At 71.5% G+C, this 15,326-nt stretch carries 13 protein-coding genes; 10 read left to right on the forward strand and 3 right to left on the reverse strand.

Translation table 11 applies throughout. From position 1 onward, the window contains the following. The first annotated feature begins 2 nt into the window (after window positions 1-2). The 4 genes from IG88_RS0106275 (at window position 3) to divIVA (ending at window position 3,095) form a co-directional block, all read left to right on the forward strand. Window positions 3-722 carry a YggS family pyridoxal phosphate-dependent enzyme gene (locus IG88_RS0106275; protein WP_031035862.1) on the forward strand — a complete coding sequence of 240 codons (720 nt, stop codon included), beginning with the start codon at window positions 3-5 and terminating at the stop codon, window positions 720-722. Between the two features lie 128 nt (window positions 723-850). After that, window positions 851-1,492 (forward strand): cell division protein SepF, encoded by a 642-nt coding sequence (locus IG88_RS0106280; RefSeq protein WP_031035863.1) that lies wholly within the window; start codon window positions 851-853, stop codon window positions 1,490-1,492. Window positions 1,493-1,573: 81 nt separating this feature from the next. Continuing rightward, complete coding sequence (locus IG88_RS0106285) at window positions 1,574-1,858, forward strand: YggT family protein (protein WP_030402173.1); 285 nt, start codon at window positions 1,574-1,576, stop codon at window positions 1,856-1,858. A gap of 55 nt (window positions 1,859-1,913) precedes the next feature. Then, on the forward strand, window positions 1,914-3,095 hold the full coding sequence (gene divIVA / locus IG88_RS0106290; protein WP_030402174.1) for an apical growth/hyphal branching protein DivIVA: 1,182 nt from the start codon (window positions 1,914-1,916) through the stop codon (window positions 3,093-3,095). 306 nt (window positions 3,096-3,401) lie between these two features. On the opposite strand, the gene ileS is transcribed toward divIVA, so the two are convergent. After that, window positions 3,402-6,545 (reverse strand): isoleucine--tRNA ligase, encoded by a 3,144-nt coding sequence (gene ileS, locus IG88_RS0106295; RefSeq protein WP_031035864.1) that lies wholly within the window; start codon window positions 6,543-6,545, stop codon window positions 3,402-3,404. Window positions 6,546-7,097: 552 nt separating this feature from the next. Here ileS and IG88_RS0106300 point away from each other — a divergent pair. From IG88_RS0106300 to IG88_RS0106320, 5 genes are all read left to right on the forward strand, one after another. Next, on the forward strand, window positions 7,098-7,904 hold the full coding sequence (locus tag IG88_RS0106300; RefSeq protein ID WP_031035865.1) for a TraR/DksA C4-type zinc finger protein: 807 nt from the start codon (window positions 7,098-7,100) through the stop codon (window positions 7,902-7,904). 68 nt (window positions 7,905-7,972) lie between these two features. After that, window positions 7,973-8,584 carry a signal peptidase II gene (gene lspA, locus IG88_RS0106305; protein ID WP_031035866.1) on the forward strand — a complete coding sequence of 204 codons (612 nt, stop codon included), beginning with the start codon at window positions 7,973-7,975 and terminating at the stop codon, window positions 8,582-8,584. Between the two features lie 43 nt (window positions 8,585-8,627). Then, entirely contained in the window at window positions 8,628-9,572 is a 945-nt protein-coding gene (locus IG88_RS0106310) for an RluA family pseudouridine synthase (RefSeq protein WP_031035867.1), read from the forward strand. Next, complete coding sequence (locus IG88_RS0106315; RefSeq protein ID WP_031035868.1) at window positions 9,569-10,057, forward strand: GNAT family N-acetyltransferase; 489 nt, start codon at window positions 9,569-9,571, stop codon at window positions 10,055-10,057. The genes IG88_RS0106310 and IG88_RS0106315 overlap by 4 nt, the downstream gene beginning before the upstream one ends. A gap of 102 nt (window positions 10,058-10,159) precedes the next feature. After that, window positions 10,160-11,746: a Na+/H+ antiporter gene (locus tag IG88_RS0106320; RefSeq protein ID WP_031035870.1), complete on the forward strand. Its 1,587-nt coding sequence runs from the start codon at window positions 10,160-10,162 to the stop codon at window positions 11,744-11,746. 21 nt (window positions 11,747-11,767) lie between these two features. On the opposite strand, the gene IG88_RS0106325 is transcribed toward IG88_RS0106320, so the two are convergent. Continuing rightward, window positions 11,768-12,892: a mechanosensitive ion channel family protein gene (locus IG88_RS0106325; protein WP_031035872.1), complete on the reverse strand. Its 1,125-nt coding sequence runs from the start codon at window positions 12,890-12,892 to the stop codon at window positions 11,768-11,770. A 60-nt stretch (window positions 12,893-12,952) separates the two neighbouring features. Between IG88_RS0106325 and IG88_RS0106330 the strand changes: the two genes are divergently transcribed. Then, a complete protein-coding gene (locus IG88_RS0106330; RefSeq protein ID WP_420712075.1) occupies window positions 12,953-13,591 on the forward strand; it encodes a dienelactone hydrolase family protein in 639 nt (212 codons plus the stop codon). On the opposite strand, the gene IG88_RS0106335 is transcribed toward IG88_RS0106330, so the two are convergent. Continuing rightward, window positions 13,576-15,258, reverse strand: a complete 1,683-nt coding sequence (locus tag IG88_RS0106335; RefSeq protein WP_031035875.1) for an alkaline phosphatase D family protein — start codon at window positions 15,256-15,258, stop codon at window positions 13,576-13,578. The two genes, IG88_RS0106330 and IG88_RS0106335, sit on opposite strands and share 16 nt — an antisense overlap. Between the last annotated feature and the right edge of the window lie 68 nt (window positions 15,259-15,326).

Here is a 15,326-nt window from a genome sequence, read left to right on the forward strand (position 1 = left end):
GCATGACGGACCGTAAGCACGAACTCGCCGCGAATCTGGCGAAAGTGGAAGAACGCATCGGCGCCGCGTGCGCGGCCGCCGGCCGCCCGCGCGAGGACGTGACCCTCATCGTGGTCACCAAGACCTACCCGGCGGACGATGTGCGCATTCTCTCGGAACTGGGGGTGCGGCACGTCGCGGAGAACCGCGACCAGGACGCCGCGCCCAAGGCCGCAGCCTGTTCGGATCTGCCGCTTTCGTGGCATTTCGTCGGCCAGTTGCAGACCAACAAGGTCCGTTCCGTGGTCGGTTACGCGGATGTCGTGCAGTCGGTGGACCGGGCCAGGCTCGTCACCGCCCTGTCGAAGGAGGCCGTGCGGGCCGGGCGCGAGGTGGGGTGCCTTCTCCAGGTCGCGCTCGACGCGGGCGAGAGCGGGCGTGGGGAGCGCGGCGGCGTCGCGCCCTCCGGAATCGAAGAGTTGGCCGACCTGGTCGCCGGATCGGACGGGCTGAGGTTCGACGGTCTGATGACCGTCGCCCCGCTCACCGGCGAGTACGCGGGCCGCCAACAGGCGGCGTTCGAGCACCTCATGGATTTGTCGACCTGCGTGCGCCGAGCCCATCCGGCTGCGAACATGGTCTCCGCGGGGATGAGTGCGGACCTCGAGCAGGCCGTGGCCGCCGGAGCGACACATGTACGCGTCGGCACTGCGGTACTCGGAGTCCGACCCGTGCTCGGGTAACGTCGCCAAGAAGTCGGACCACAGCAGAAAATATGGTCATTACCGCCGAAAGGCGGACGCAACGACCTCGTGGATCGCAGGCACTTGGAGTCGTCGGCAGATCCACCACAGAGCGGAGGACTCAGAGCATGGCCGGCGCGATGCGCAAGATGGCGGTCTACCTCGGCCTCGTGGAGGACGATGGGTACGACGGCAGGGGGTTCGACCCCGACGACGACTTCGAACCCGAACTGGACCCGGAATCCGAGCGGGACCACCGGCGCCACGAACCGGCGCACCAGTCACACGGTTCACACCAGCCCCAAAGGGACGAAGAGGTACGAGTCGTACAACCCCCCGCGCAGCGCGAGCCGATGCCCCGTTCCGCTTCGCTCGCGGCGGAATCGAGTCGTCCGGCGCGCATCGCGCCCGTGGCGTCCATCACACAAGAACGCGCAAGCCTGGAAAAGAGCGCACCGGTCATCATGCCCAAGGTCGTGTCCGAACGAGAGCCCTACCGGATCACCACACTTCACCCCCGGACCTACAACGAGGCCCGTACCATCGGGGAACACTTCCGTGAGGGCACTCCGGTGATCATGAATCTCACTGAGATGGATGACACAGATGCGAAGCGACTTGTCGACTTTGCGGCCGGTTTGGTGTTTGGTCTTCACGGCAGTATCGAGCGGGTGACGCAGAAGGTGTTCCTGCTGTCTCCTGCTAACGTCGATGTCACGGCGGAGGACAAGGCCCGCATCGCAGAGGGCGGGTTCTTCAACCAGAGCTGAGACGCACCACCGGCAGAGAGCAAGAACCCGGGCCCGGCACAGGGTCCGACACATGGTTCAGGGGAGAGGGAAGCACAGGTCATGAGCGTGGTCCTGGATGTCGTCTACATCGCGCTGATGTGCTTCCTCATCGTGCTCATCTTCCGGCTGGTCATGGACTACGTCTTCCAGTTCGCCCGCTCGTGGCAACCCGGCAAGGCGATGGTGGTCCTCCTGGAGGCCACCTACACTGTCACCGATCCACCGCTGAAGCTTCTGCGGCGGTTCATCCCGCCGCTGCGTCTCGGGGGCGTGGCGCTCGACCTGTCCTTCTTCGTACTGATGATCATCGTCTACATCCTGATCTCGATCGTGAGCCGGCTGTGATCGATGAGAGAGATACGGGCTTGCCGAATGCCGACGACAACGTTGAGGTGAAGAGATGCCGTTGACCCCCGAGGACGTGCGGAACAAGCAGTTCACGACCGTCCGCCTCCGAGAAGGCTATGACGAGGACGAGGTCGATGCCTTCCTCGACGAGGTCGAAGCCGAACTGACCCGACTGCTCCGCGAGAACGAGGACCTGCGCGCCAAGCTGGCCGCGGCGACCCGCGCGGCCGCGCAGAACCAGCAGAACATGCGCAAGCCTCCGGAACCGCCGCAGGATCAGCAGCAGCACCAGCAGCAGGGTCCGCCGCAGCAGGGCGGCATGCCCCAGCAGGGCATGCGAGGTCCCGGCGCTCCGGTGCCCGCCGGCATATCGGGCCCGCCGCAGCAGCAGATGGGTGGCCCCATGGGTGGCCCGCCCCAGCTGCCGAGCGGTGCTCCGCAACTGCCCGCCGGCCCCGGCGGACAGGGTGGCCCGCAGGGTCCCGGCCCGATGGGTCAGGGTCCGGGGCCGATGGGCCAGGGCCCGGGTCCGATGCAGGGCCAGATGGGTCCCGGTCCGATGGGCGGCCCCATGGGCGGCCCGCAGGGTCCCGGCGGCCCCGGTGGTCCCGGCATGCCCGGTCAGGGCGGCCCCGGCGGCGACAGCGCCGCGCGTGTCCTCTCGCTGGCCCAGCAGACCGCCGACCAGGCGATCGCCGAGGCCCGTTCCGAGGCCAACAAGATCGTCGGCGAGGCGCGTTCGCGTGCCGAGGGTCTGGAGCGCGACGCCCGTGCCAAGGCGGACGCACTGGAGCGGGACGCGCAGGAGAAGCACCGCGTCGCGATGGGCTCCCTGGAGTCCGCCCGCGCCACGCTGGAGCGCAAGGTCGAGGACCTGCGCGGCTTCGAGCGCGAGTACCGCACGCGGCTGAAGTCGTACCTGGAGTCGCAGCTCCGCCAGTTGGAGACGCAGGCGGACGACTCGCTCGCCCCGCCGCGTACGCCCGCGACGGCCTCTCTGCCGCCGTCCCCGGCGCCCTCGATGGCACCGGCCGGCGCGAGTGCCCCGTCCTACGGCGGCAACCAGTCGATGGGCAGCGGTCCGAGCCAGTCGGGTCCCTCCTACGGCGGGCAGCAGCAGATGTCGCCCGCGATGACCCAGCCGATGGCGCCGGTGCGGCCGCAGGGGCCGTCGCCGATGGGGCAGGCGCCCTCGCCCATGCGGGGTTTCCTGATCGACGAGGACGACAACTGATCTGTAGTACGGCGTAGCCTTCGGCAACGTTCAGGGCGGGCCCCGGGTTTCTGACCCGGGGCCCGCCCTTGTGTCTGCGTAACTGCGGGCAGTCGTGCCTCCCCCGGTGCCTGAACGGCCTGGGAGGTACCCCCAGGGCGGCACGGGTGGGCGGTGGGGGTACCTCCCGCTCGAGCGAAGCCGAGAGTGGGGAAGGCACCCGGCAAGCGCTGGTGGGCGAACCCCACCCTCGGCCCGCACCGACGGACAGCACTGGGCCCGGCGCCCCTCGCGTGAGGGAGGCCGGGCCCAGGTGCTGCCAGGCGGCTACTGCTTGCGCAGGCGGAACTCCAGGGACAGGCCCTCGTCCGTGAACGGGGCTCCGTAGGTGTCGTCCGCCTCGCCCTGGGCGAAGTCCGTTGCGAGGACCTCGTCGGCGATCAGGCCCGCGTGGTCGGTCAGGGCCGCGATGGTCGCCGGGTCCGTGGCCGTCCAGCGCAGCGCGATGCGGTCGGCGACGTCGAGGCCGCTGTTCTTGCGGGCCTCCTGGATCAGGCGGATCGCGTCCCGGGCGAGGCCCGCGCGGCGCAGCTCCTCCGTCAGCTCCAGGTCGAGCGCCACCGTCGCGCCCGAGTCGGAGGCGACCGACCAGCCCTCGCGCGGCGTCTCCGTGATGATCACCTCGTCCGGGGCGAGGGTGATCGTCTCGCCGTCGACCTCCACCGACGCTGTCCCCTCGCGCAGGGCGAGGGAGAGCGCGGCGGCGTCGGCGCCCGCGACGGCCTTCGCCACGTCCTGGACGCGCTTGCCGAACCGCTTGCCCAGTGCCCGGAAGTTGGCCTTCGCGGTCGTGTCGACCAAGGAGCCGCCGACCTCGCTGAGCGACGCGAGGGACTCGACGTTCAGCTCCTCGGTGATCTGCGCGTGCAGCTCGGGGGAGAGTGCGTCGAAGCCCGCCACCGCGATCAGGGCGCGGCTGAGCGGCTGACGGGTCTTCACGCCCGACTCCGCGCGCGTGGCCCGGCCCAGCTCGACCAGGCGGCGGACCAGGACCATCTGCCGCGACAGCTCCGGGTCGATCGCCGTGAGGTCGGCCTCCGGCCACGCGGACAGGTGGACCGACTCCGGGGCGCCCGGGGTCACCGGCACGACCAGGTCCTGCCAGACCCGCTCGGTGATGAACGGGGTCAGCGGCGCCATCAGCTTGGTGACCGTCTCGACGACCTCGTGCAGGGTGCGCAGCGCGGCCTTGTCGCCCTGCCAGAAGCGGCGGCGGGAGCGGCGCACGTACCAGTTGGACAGGTCGTCGACGAACGCGGACAGCAGCTTGCCGGCGCGCTGGGTGTCGTACGCGTCCAGCGCCTGGGTGACCTGGTCGGTCAGCGCGTGCAGCTCGGAGAGCAGCCAGCGGTCCAGGACCGGGCGGTCGGCCGGGGCCGGGTCGGCCCCGCTGGGGGCCCAGCCCGTGGTGCGGGCGTACAGGGCCTGGAAGGCGACCGTGTTCCAGTACGTGAGGAGCGTCTTGCGGACGACCTCCTGGATGGTGCCGTGGCCCACCCGGCGGGCCGCCCAGGGCGAGCCGCCGGCCGCCATGAACCAGCGCACCGCGTCGGCGCCGTGCTGGTCCATCAGCGGGATCGGCTGGAGGATGTTGCCCAGGTGCTTGGACATCTTGCGGCCGTCCTCGGCGAGGATGTGGCCGAGACAGACCACGTTCTCGTAGGACGACTTGTCGAAGACCAGGGTGCCGATCGCCATCAGCGTGTAGAACCAGCCGCGGGTCTGGTCGATGGCCTCGGAGATGAACTGCGCCGGGTACCGGCTCTCGAACAGCTCCTTGTTCTTGTACGGGTAGCCCCACTGCGCGAACGGCATCGAACCCGAGTCGTACCAGGCGTCGATGACCTCCGGCACGCGCACCGCTTCGAGGGAGCAGCCCTCGTGGGTGCAGGTGAAGGTCACGTCGTCGATGAACGGGCGGTGCGGGTCCAGGGCCGACTGGTCGGTGCCGGACAGCTCGGTCAGTTCCGCGCGGGAGCCGACGACCGTGAGGTGGTCCTCCGCGCAGCGCCAGATGGGCAGCGGGGTGCCCCAGTAGCGGTTGCGGGACAGGGCCCAGTCGATGTTGTTGTTCAGCCAGTCGCCGTACCGGCCGTGCTTGACGGCGTCCGGGTACCAGTTGGTCTTCTCGTTCTCCTGGAGGAGACGGTCCTTGATCGCGGTGGTGCGGATGTACCAGGACGGCTGCGCGTAGTAGAGCAGGGCCGTGTGGCAGCGCCAGCAGTGCGGGTAGCTGTGCTCGTACGGGATGTGCTTGAACAGCAGGCCCCGGGCGTCCAGGTCCTCGGTCAGTCTCTCGTCGGCCTTCTTGAAGAAGACGCCGCCGACCAGCGGGACGTCCTCCTCGAAGGTGCCGTCGGGGCGGACCGGGTTGACGACGGGCAGGCCGTAGGAGCGGCAGACCCTGAGGTCGTCCTCACCGAAGGCGGGGGACTGGTGGACGAGGCCGGTGCCGTCCTCGGTGGTGACGTAGTCGGCGTTGACGACGTAATGGGCCGGCTCCGGGAACTCGACCAGTTCGAAGGGCCGCCGGTACGTCCAGCGTTCCATCTCGGCGCCGGTGAAGGACTGGCCGGTGGTCTCCCAGCCCTCGCCGAGGGCCTTGGCGACCAAGGGCTCGGCGACGACCAGCTTCTCCTCGCCGTTCGTGGCGACGACGTAGGTGACGTCGGGGTGCGCGGCGACCGCGGTGTTGGAGACCAGGGTCCACGGAGTCGTCGTCCACACGACCAGCGCGGCTTCGCCGGCCAGCGGGCCCGAGGTCAGCGGGAAGCGGACGTAGACGGACGGGTCGACGACCGTCTCGTAGCCCTGGGCCAGCTCGTGGTCGGACAGGCCGGTGCCGCAGCGGGGGCACCAGGGGGCGACGCGGTGGTCCTGGACCAGCAGGCCCTTGTTGAAGATCTCCTTCAGCGACCACCAGACGGACTCGATGTACTCCGGGTCCATAGTGCGGTACGGGTCCTGGAGGTCGGCCCAGTAGCCCATGCGCGTGGTGAGCTCTTCGAAGGCGTCGGTGTGGCGGGTCACCGACTCGCGGCACTTCGCGTTGAACTCCGCGATGCCGTACGCCTCGATGTCCTGCTTGCCGGAGAAGCCCAGCTCCTTCTCGACCGCCAGTTCCACGGGCAGGCCGTGGCAGTCCCAGCCGGCCTTGCGGCCCACGTGGTAGCCGCGCATCGTGCGGAAGCGGGGGAAGACGTCCTTGAAGACGCGCGCCTCGATGTGGTGGGCGCCGGGCATGCCGTTGGCGGTGGGCGGGCCCTCGTAGAACACCCACTCGGGGCGGCCCTCGGACTGCTCCAGGCTCTTGGCGAAGATCTTCTGCTCGCGCCAGAAGTCGAGCACCGCGTGCTCGAGCGCGGGCAGGTCGACCTGGGCGGGTACCTGGCGGTACTGAGGCGTTGTCATCAGCGAGCTTCCTCCGGCGGACGTGCTGCCTTCCGTCGGAGGGACGAGAGCCGTGCTCCCGCGGTACCACCCTCCTTGGCCCGCCGGTGCGTCGTGTGCTCCGGTGAGCCCCCTCATTGGGGTCGCGAGCCGGGTCTACTCGCCGCTGCGGTCGCGCCACGGCTTTCTTCCGGCGGCTCCGGGGTGATCTTCACGTCGCGCTCGCCCCCGGGCTCACACCGTCCCCGGGTCGCTCTGGGCTGCTGACGCCGCTACTCGTCCCCATCCACGCCTTTCGCTGCGCCCAGTGTACGGCGCCGCGGGGACGGTGGCCGACCGGTTTCGGCGTGACCCGAATGCCGCCGTCCGGGGAGCGGGCCCGGGACGGCCCGGCCGGGGGTGTTCCGGCGGATTACCGGGCGGGGAGCTGGGCACAACGCATGCATGCTCGCCGCGCGGCGCACGGTGGGCGGGCGAGTCGGGCGGCGTGCCCCGTTGCCGCGGGACCGGAGTCGATTTATCGTCCCAGCACGATTCGCGCGCAAGATCACAATATGTGAAGGGGCCGCGGCCATGGTGGCGAAGAAGAAGACGGCGGCCGCGCGGAGCGCCGCCGAGGAGGGCACCGCGGAGCAGCGCCCGGCGAAGAGGACGGCGGCCAGGAAGAGCCCGGCGAGGAAGACCGCGGCGAAGACGGACCCGGCGGAGAAGACGGCGGCAGGCAAGGCGGGGGCGGGGAAGACGGCGGCAGGGAAGACGGCGGCCGCAAAGACGGGGGCAGCAAAGACGGGGTCGAGCAAGAGCACGGCCACGAAGAGCACCGCCAAGAAGAGCACGGCCAAGAAGAGCACGGCCAAGAAAGCGGGCGCGGCCGAGGCCGCGGAGCAGACGGGAGCCACGACGGTGGTTGCGAAGAAGACCCCTGGCACGGCCACGGCGGCCAAGACCGCCGTCCCCAAGGCCCGCGGCACCGCCGCGGACCCCGGCGACCTCGCGGTACGCCCCGGCGAGGAACCCTGGACCCCGCAGGAGGTCGAGGAGGCGCGCGGCGAGCTGCAGTCCGAGGCCGACCGGCTGCGCACCGAGATCGACTCCTCCGAGCGGTCGCTGCAGGGCATGATGCGGGACTCCGGCGACGGCGCGGGCGACGACGAGGCCGACACCGGCAGCAAGAACATCACGCGCGAGCACGAACTGGCGCTGGCCGCCACCGCGCGGGAGGTGCTCACCCAGACCGAGCGCGCCCTGGAACGCCTGGACGCGGGCACCTACGGCCTGTGCGAGAACTGCGGCAACCCCATCGGCAAGGCGCGGATGCAGGCCTTCCCGAGGGCCACCCTGTGCGTCGAATGCAAGCAGAAGCAGGAACGCCGGTACTGAGCGGCAGCCGGGACGGGAGGCGTGCCGTACCCTCGTCCTCAGTCAAGGACCTAGGCTGAGGGACTCACGTGGCAGAGGCGGAGCGCATCATCGGTACTCCGGAGACCCCGGACACGGCGGGGGACGGGCAGGAACGGCCCGGCCCCGACGCAGGGCAGGAGCAGAAGCAGGACCCGGCTCCGGAGCGCCCCCGTGGCAAGCGCCGGGTCGCCGTGCTCTTCGCGGTCGCCGTCTTCGCCTACCTGCTCGACCTGGGCAGCAAGATGCTGGTGGTCGCCAAGCTGGAGCACCACGAGCCGATCGAGATCATCGGGGACTGGCTGCGGCTCGCGGCGATCCGCAACGCCGGCGCCGCCTTCGGCTTCGGCGAGGCCTTCACGATCATCTTCACGGTGATCGCGGCGGCCGTGATCGTCGTGATCGCCCGCCTCGCGCGCAAGCTGCGCAGCCTGCCGTGGGCGATCGCGCTCGGCCTGCTGCTCGGCGGCGCCCTGGGCAACCTCACCGACCGCATCTTCCGGGCGCCCGGCGTCTTCGAGGGCGCGGTCGTGGACTTCATCGCCCCCAAGCACTTCGCCGTCTTCAACCTGGCCGACTCGGCGATCGTCTGCGGCGGCATCCTCATCGTGATCCTCTCCTTCCGGGGCCTGGACCCGGACGGGACCGTCCACAAGGACTGAGCGCGCGTTCGGGTGTGCCGGCGCAGTCCGGCATACTCGACGGGTGAGCACGATTCCCGAGATCCGCACCCTGCCCGTGCCCGACGGCCTGGAGGGCGAGCGCGTCGACGCCGCCATCTCCCGCATGTTCGGCTTCTCCCGCACCAAGGCCGCCGAGCTGGCGGCGGCGGGGAAGGTGCAGGTCGACGGAGCGGTGGTCGGCAAGTCCGAGCGGGTCCACGGCGGCGCCTGGCTCGAGGTCGAGATGCCCGCGGCGCCCGCGCCCGTGCAGGTGGTCGCCGAGCCCGTCGAGGGCATGGAGATCGTGCACGACGACGACGACGTGGTCGTGATCGTCAAGCCCGTCGGCGTCGCCGCCCACCCGTCCCCCGGCTGGACCGGCCCGACCGTCATCGGCGGACTGGCCGCCGCCGGGTACCGCATCTCCACCTCCGGCGCCGCCGAGCGCCAGGGCATCGTGCACCGCCTCGACGTCGGCACCTCCGGCCTGATGGCGGTGGCCAAGTCGGAGCGCGCCTACACCTCGCTCAAGCGCCAGTTCAAGGAGCGCACGGTCGACAAGCGCTACCACACGCTCGTGCAGGGCCACCCCGACCCGACCAGCGGCACCATCGACGCCCCGATCGGCCGCCACCCCCAGCACGACTACAAGTGGGCCGTCACCGCCGAGGGCAAGCCCTCCGTCACCCACTACGACCTCATCGAGGCCTTCCGCGCCGCCTCCCTGCTCGACGTGAAGCTGGAGACCGGCCGCACCCACCAGATCCGCGTCCACATGGCCGCCCACCGCCACCCCTGCGTCGGCGACCTGACCTACGGCGCCGACCCGACCCTCGCCAAGCGGCTGCGCCTGACCCGCCAGTGGCTGCACGCCGTACGGCTCGGCTTCGAGCACCCCGGCGACGGCCAGTGGGTCGAGTACGCCAGCGACTACCCCGCCGACCTCCAGCAGGCCCTCGACCAGGTCCGTGAGGAGACCTACGGATGAGCACCCCGAACCCGGCCCCGGCCGCCTACGAGGTGCGCGTCGCCGAGGACCCCGCCGACCGCGAGGCCTGCTTCGCGGTGCGCAAGGACGTCTTCGTCGCCGAGCAGAAGGTCCCCGAGGACATCGAGTACGACGCCTACGACGCGGGCGCCGTGCACGTCCTGGCCGTCCGCGAGGACGGCGTGCCGCTCGGCACCGGCCGGCTCCTGCACGGCGCGGCAGCCGCCGAGAAGAACGGCGACGGGGACCCGGCCGTCGGTTCCCTGGGCCGGCTGGCGGTGACCGCGGCGGCCCGCGGCCTCGGCATCGGTGCCGCGCTGGTGCGTGCCGTCGAGGAGGCGGCCCGGGCGCGGGGACTCACCGCCGTGGACCTGCACGCGCAGACCCACGCCCTGGGTTTCTACGAGCGACTGGGGTACCAGGCCTACGGACCCGAGTTCCCCGACGCCGGGATCCCCCACCGCGCGATGCGCCGCCGCCTGTAGCGAAGGCGCCGTACCGGCCGGTGGGACCGGTGGCGTGGCAGGCTTGGGGCCGCCGGGTGAACGCCCAGACCACAGCCCCTAGACCCCACCGGAGCGGTGACCGTGGATCAGCTCGCCCTGTTGTTCCTGCTGTTGCTCGGGGCCCTGCTGAGCGTCCCGGTCGGTGACCGGCTCCGGCTGCCGGCGCCGGTGCTGATGACCGTCCTCGGGATCGTCCTGGCGCTGCTCGACTTCGTGCCCAACGTCGACATCCCGCCCGAACTGATCCTTCCCGCGCTGCTCCCGCCGCTGCTGTACGCCGCCGTACGGCGCACCTCCTGGCGGCAGTTCGCGGCCAACAAGCGCCCCATCTTCCTGCTGGCCGTCGCGCTGGTCTTCGTCACCATGGCCTGCGTGGCCTCCGTGGCCCACTCGATCGTGCCGGGTCTGCCGCTCGCCGCCGCGTTCGCGCTCGGCGCGCTGGTGGCGCCGCCCGACCCGGTCGCCGCTACCGCCGTCGCAGGGCAACTGGGGCTGCCGCGCCGCCTGGTCTCCATCCTGGAGGGCGAGGGCCTCTTCAACGACGTGACGGCCATCGTCCTGTACCACGTGGCCATCGCCGCGGCGGTCGGCGGCTCCTTCTCGCCCTGGCGGGCCGGTCTCGACCTGGTGCTGTCCGCCGTCGTCGCCGTCGTGATCGGCCTGGCCCTGGGCTGGGGATCCAACAAGCTCATGGACGTGCTGGACGACCCGACGCTGCAGATCGGGCTGACCCTGCTGGTGCCGTTCGTGAGCTACGTCGCCGCCGACGAACTGCACGGCTCCGGCGTGCTCGCCGTGCTCACCACCGCCATGTTCCTCGCCGAGTACGCCTCGGACGCCGACGACGTGATGACCCGCCTCGGCGGACACACCGTCTGGGACGTGGTCGACACCCTGGTCACCGGGGTGGCCTTCGGCCTGATCGGACTCGAACTGCACAACGCCGTGCGCACCGCCTCCGGCCGGTGGACCGAGCTGCTCGGCTGGTCGGCGGCGATCCTGGCCGTCGTCGTCCTGGTCCGGCTGCTGTGGCTGCTGCCGGCCACGTGGCTGACCCAGCGGCTGCACGCCCGGCGCGACCAGGACGAGGACATCCCGACGAGCTGGCGGGAGACGGTGGTCATGTGGTGGGCGGGGATGCGCGGCGTGGCCTCCGTCGCGCTCGCGCTGGCGATCCCGCTGCACACGGACGACGGAGCGCCCTTCCCGCACCGGGAGGAGATCGTCTTCATCGCGTTCGGCGTGATCATGGGCACGCTGCTGCTGCAGGGACTGACCCTGCCCTGGCTGGTGGGCAGGCTCGGGGTCCGGGCGGACACGGAGCGGGAGCAGGAGTTCGAGCGGGACCTGGCCCTGCGGGCGGCCAGGGCGGCCAAGCAGCGGCTCAAGGAGATCGAGTCGGTCGAGGAACTGCCGGAGGAGCTGTCCGAGCAGATGCTGCGGCGCGCCTTCGACATCGGCGTACGCATCAGCCCGGACCTCGGGGACGAGGAGCGCCGGGAGGCGCACGAGCAGCGGGCGCGGCGGATCAAACGTCTCCGGCGGATCCAGGGCGAGATGCTCAGCGCCGCCCGGCACGAGGTCCTGGCGGCCCGCAGCGAGCCCGGTGCCGATCCGGAGATCGTCGACCGGGTCCTGCGCCACCTGGACGTGCGCAGCCTGCGCTGACCCGCGCGGGCGGGTCAGCGGTCACAGGCTCTTGGTGGGCCGTCCCGTGAAGCGGCGGGAGGCCGCGTCCGAGGGGCGGCGGGCGGGCGGGAAGCCTCCGTGGGGCGGGCGCGGCGCCGCGTCCGCCGTGTTGACCCGCGGCAGCGCGTAGGGGTGCTCCTCGGCCAGCCAGCGGAGCATGCCCTCGCGCACCGTGACCCGCACCGTCCAGATGTCGTCCGCGTCCTTCGCCGTCACCAGGGCCCGCACCTCCATGGTGGTCGGGGTGGTGTCCGTGACGGTCAGGTTGTAGTTGCGCCCGTCCCAGGCCGGGCACTCGCGCAGGATGTCGCGCAGGCGCTCGCGCATGAGGTCCATCGGCGCCGAGTGGTCGAGCTGCCAGAAGACGGTGCCGGTCATCTGCGGGGTGCCGCGCGACCAGTTCTCGAACGGCTTGGAGGTGAAGTACGACACCGGCATCGTGATCCGGCGCTCGTCCCAGGTGCGCACCGTCAGGTACGTCAGCGTGATCTCCTCGACGGTGCCCCACTCGCCGTCCACGACGACCGTGTCGCCCATGCGCACCATGTCGCCGAAGGCGATCTGGAACCCGGCGAACAGGTTGCCCAGCGTGGACTGGGCCGCCACACCGGCGACGATGCCGATGATCCCCGCCGAGGCCAGCAGGGAGGCGCCCGCCGCGCGCATCGCCGGGAACGTCAGCAGCATCGACGACACGGCGACCACGCCGACGACCGCCGTGACCACCCGCATGATCAGCGACACCTGGGTCCGCACGCGCCGCACCCGCGCCGGGTCGCGTTCGGCGTGGGCGTGCGCGTAGCGGGAGTAGGACGTCTCGACGACCGCGGCGGCGATCCGGACCACCAGCCAGGCCACCGAGCCGATGAGCGCCAGCGTCAGCGTCCGGCCGACCCCGGTCTGGTGCTCCGGGAACACCCGGGCCTCGACGTACGACCCTCTCAGCAGGCCGGCGCAGAGCGCGATCTGGTAGGGCACGCGGGCGCGCCGCAGCAGCCCCCACAGCGGTGTCTCGGGGTGGCGTCCGTCGGCCTTGCGCAGCAACAGGTCGGTGGCCCAGCCGATGACCAGGGTCAGCAGGATTGAGCCGCCGACCACGATCAGCGGGCGGAGTATCGTCTCCATCCCCCGAACGTAACCGCCACCACCGCGCCGTGAACCTGTGACTTACGTCCTGCCCCGGGTATCGCCCCGCGTCGCGCCGTCACACCCGGCTGGCACCATGGCCTCATGAACATCGTGCTCTTTCACTCGACCCTCGGCCCGAGGCCCGCGGTGCGGCAGGCAGCCGACCGGCTGCGCGAGGCCGGGCACCGGGTGTGGACCCCGGACCTCTACGAGGGCCGTACCTTCGACACGGTCGAGGAGGGCATGGCCCACCAGGACGGGATCGGCCGGGAAGAACTGCTGAAGCGGGCCGTGCTGGCCGCCGCGCCCTACTCCGAGCGCGGGCTGGTGTACGCCGGTTTCTCGCTCGGCGCCTCGATCGCCCAGACCCTCGCCCTCGGCGACCACCGGGCACGCGGGCTGCTCCTCCTGCACGGCACCTCCGACCTCGCGCCGAACGCCTCGGTCGACGGCCTGCCGGTCCAGCTCCACGTGGCCGAGCCGGACCCCTTCGAGACGGACGACTGGCTCAGCGCCTGGTACCTCCAGATGGGCCGGATCGGCGCCGACGTCGAGGTGCACCGGTATCCCGGGGCGGGACACCTCTACACCGACCCCGGACTGCCGGAGGACTACGACGCGGAGGCGGCCGAGGCCACCTGGCGGGTGGCGCTCGGCTTCCTCGAGACCCTCCAGGAGGCTCAGACCGGGGCGTAGACGCGCTCGACGCGCTGGGTGCCGCTGCGCGTGCGGTAGGAGCGGGCCCAGGCGGACGTGGCGTGCGCGTCGGTGCGGTCGGAGACGACGTAGTAGTCCATCTGCGCCCGTTCCGCGGTGATGTCCAGCACGCCGTAGCCGTGGCGGTCCGTGTCGACCCAGTGCACGTGCCGGTTGGCGGCCCGGATCACCGGCGCCGCGACCGTCGAGACGGTGCCCTCGGGGACCTTCACGATGTCGTCGAGGTTGTCCGAGGTCACCGACGTGACGACGAACTCCGTGGCCGCCGAGGCGGACAGCGGGTACGTCCCGGCGTTGTGCGGCACGTCGTTGGCCCACGCCATGTGGATGTCGCCGGTCAGGAACACGGTGTTGCGGATCGCGTGCGAGCGCAGGTGGGCCAGCAGTTCGCGGCGGTCGTCGGTGTAGCCGTCCCACTGGTCGGTGTTGAGGGCGATGCCCTCCTTGGGCAGCCCGAGCAGTTCGGCGAGCGGCCCCAGCAGCGAGGCGGGGAGCGAGCCGACGGCGAAGGGGGAGATCATCACCGGGTTGCCGACCAGCCGCCAGGCGGCGTCGGAGGAGGCGAGCCGCGACTTGAGCCAGTCCAGTTGGGCGCGGCCGGTGAGGGTGCGGTCCGGGTCGTCGACCTTCCCGTCGCCGATCGTCACCTGCTGCGAGCGGAAGGAGCGCAGGTCGAGCAGCGACAGGTCGGCCAGCCTGCCGAACCGTAGCTGCCGGTAGGTGGTGCCGGCGATCGCCGGGCGCACCGGCATCCACTCGAAGTAGGCGCGCTTGGCGGCGCTCTGCCGGTCCGCCCAGGTCCCCTCGGCGCCCTCGGTGTGGTTCTCGGCGCCGCCCGACCAGGTGTCGTTGGCGATCTCGTGGTCGTCCCAGATCGCCACCACCGGCGCCGTGGCGTGCAGGGCCTGGAGGTCGGGGTCGGTCTTGTAACGGCCGTGCCGGGTGCGGTAGTCGGCGAGGGTGAGGATCTCGTGGGCCGGGGCGTGCGGGCGGACGACGGTGCCGCGGGTGCCGTACTCGCCGGTGCCGTACTCGTAGATGTAGTCGCCCAGGTGCAGCCAGGCGTCCAGGTCGCCGCGGGCCGCGAGATGGCGGTACGAGGAGAAGTAGCCGGCCTCCCAGTTGGCGCAGGAGACCACGCCGAAGCGCAGGCCGGTGACGGCCGCGTCGTGGGCGGGGGCGGTGCGGGTGCGGGCGACGGGGGAGTCGGTGGGGCCCGCGGAGAAGCGGAACCAGTAGTCGGTGGCGGGCGCGAGGCCGCGGACGTCGGCCTTCACGGTGTGGTCGGAGGCGGCCGTCGCGGTGACGGTTCCCTCGGCGACGACGTCGGTGAGGGCCTTGTCGGTGGCGACGACCCAGCTCACCTCGGTGTCCGGGCCGGCCCCCGAGCCGGGTATGGCCTCGGGCACGGGTGTCACCCGGGTCCACAGCAGGACGCCGTCGGGCAGGGGATCGCCGGAGGCGACGCCGTGCAGGAAGGCCGGGACCGCGCCGGCGGCACCGGCGGGCAGCGCCGCGGCGAGCGGGGCGGCCAGGACGGCACCGGCCGCCGCGGCCTTGACGACCGTACGGCGGCTCGGGGTGCGGGAGTTCTCGGGATTCTCGGTGTGGTCGCGGTCTGCGGGCGCTCTGTGTCGACTGGTCACGGCCGATCAGGTTACTGATCGGTATGCGCGCGAGTGGGCGAACTCGCAAAAGTTCGCCCACTCGTCAG

Origin of the sequence: Streptomyces sp. NRRL F-5650 (genome assembly GCF_000721365.1) — a bacterium.
GTDB lineage: Bacteria > Actinomycetota > Actinomycetes > Streptomycetales > Streptomycetaceae > Streptomyces > Streptomyces ardesiacus.

Excerpts from the sequence above, each read along its gene's own strand:
- IG88_RS0106315 (WP_031035868.1), top strand. The coding sequence starts at position 9,569 with ATGAGCACCCCGAACCCGGCCCCGGCCGCCTACGAGGTGCGCGTCGCC.
- IG88_RS0106280 (WP_031035863.1), top strand. The coding sequence starts at position 851 with ATGGCCGGCGCGATGCGCAAGATGGCGGTCTACCTCGGCCTCGTGGAG.
- ileS (WP_031035864.1), bottom strand. The coding sequence starts at position 6,545 with ATGACAACGCCTCAGTACCGCCAGGTACCCGCCCAGGTCGACCTGCCC.
- IG88_RS0106275 (WP_031035862.1), top strand. The coding sequence starts at position 3 with ATGACGGACCGTAAGCACGAACTCGCCGCGAATCTGGCGAAAGTGGAA.
- IG88_RS0106285 (WP_030402173.1), top strand. The coding sequence starts at position 1,574 with ATGAGCGTGGTCCTGGATGTCGTCTACATCGCGCTGATGTGCTTCCTC.
- IG88_RS0106325 (WP_031035872.1), bottom strand. The coding sequence starts at position 12,892 with ATGGAGACGATACTCCGCCCGCTGATCGTGGTCGGCGGCTCAATCCTG.
- IG88_RS0106300 (WP_031035865.1), top strand. The coding sequence starts at position 7,098 with ATGGTGGCGAAGAAGAAGACGGCGGCCGCGCGGAGCGCCGCCGAGGAG.
- divIVA (WP_030402174.1), top strand. The coding sequence starts at position 1,914 with ATGCCGTTGACCCCCGAGGACGTGCGGAACAAGCAGTTCACGACCGTC.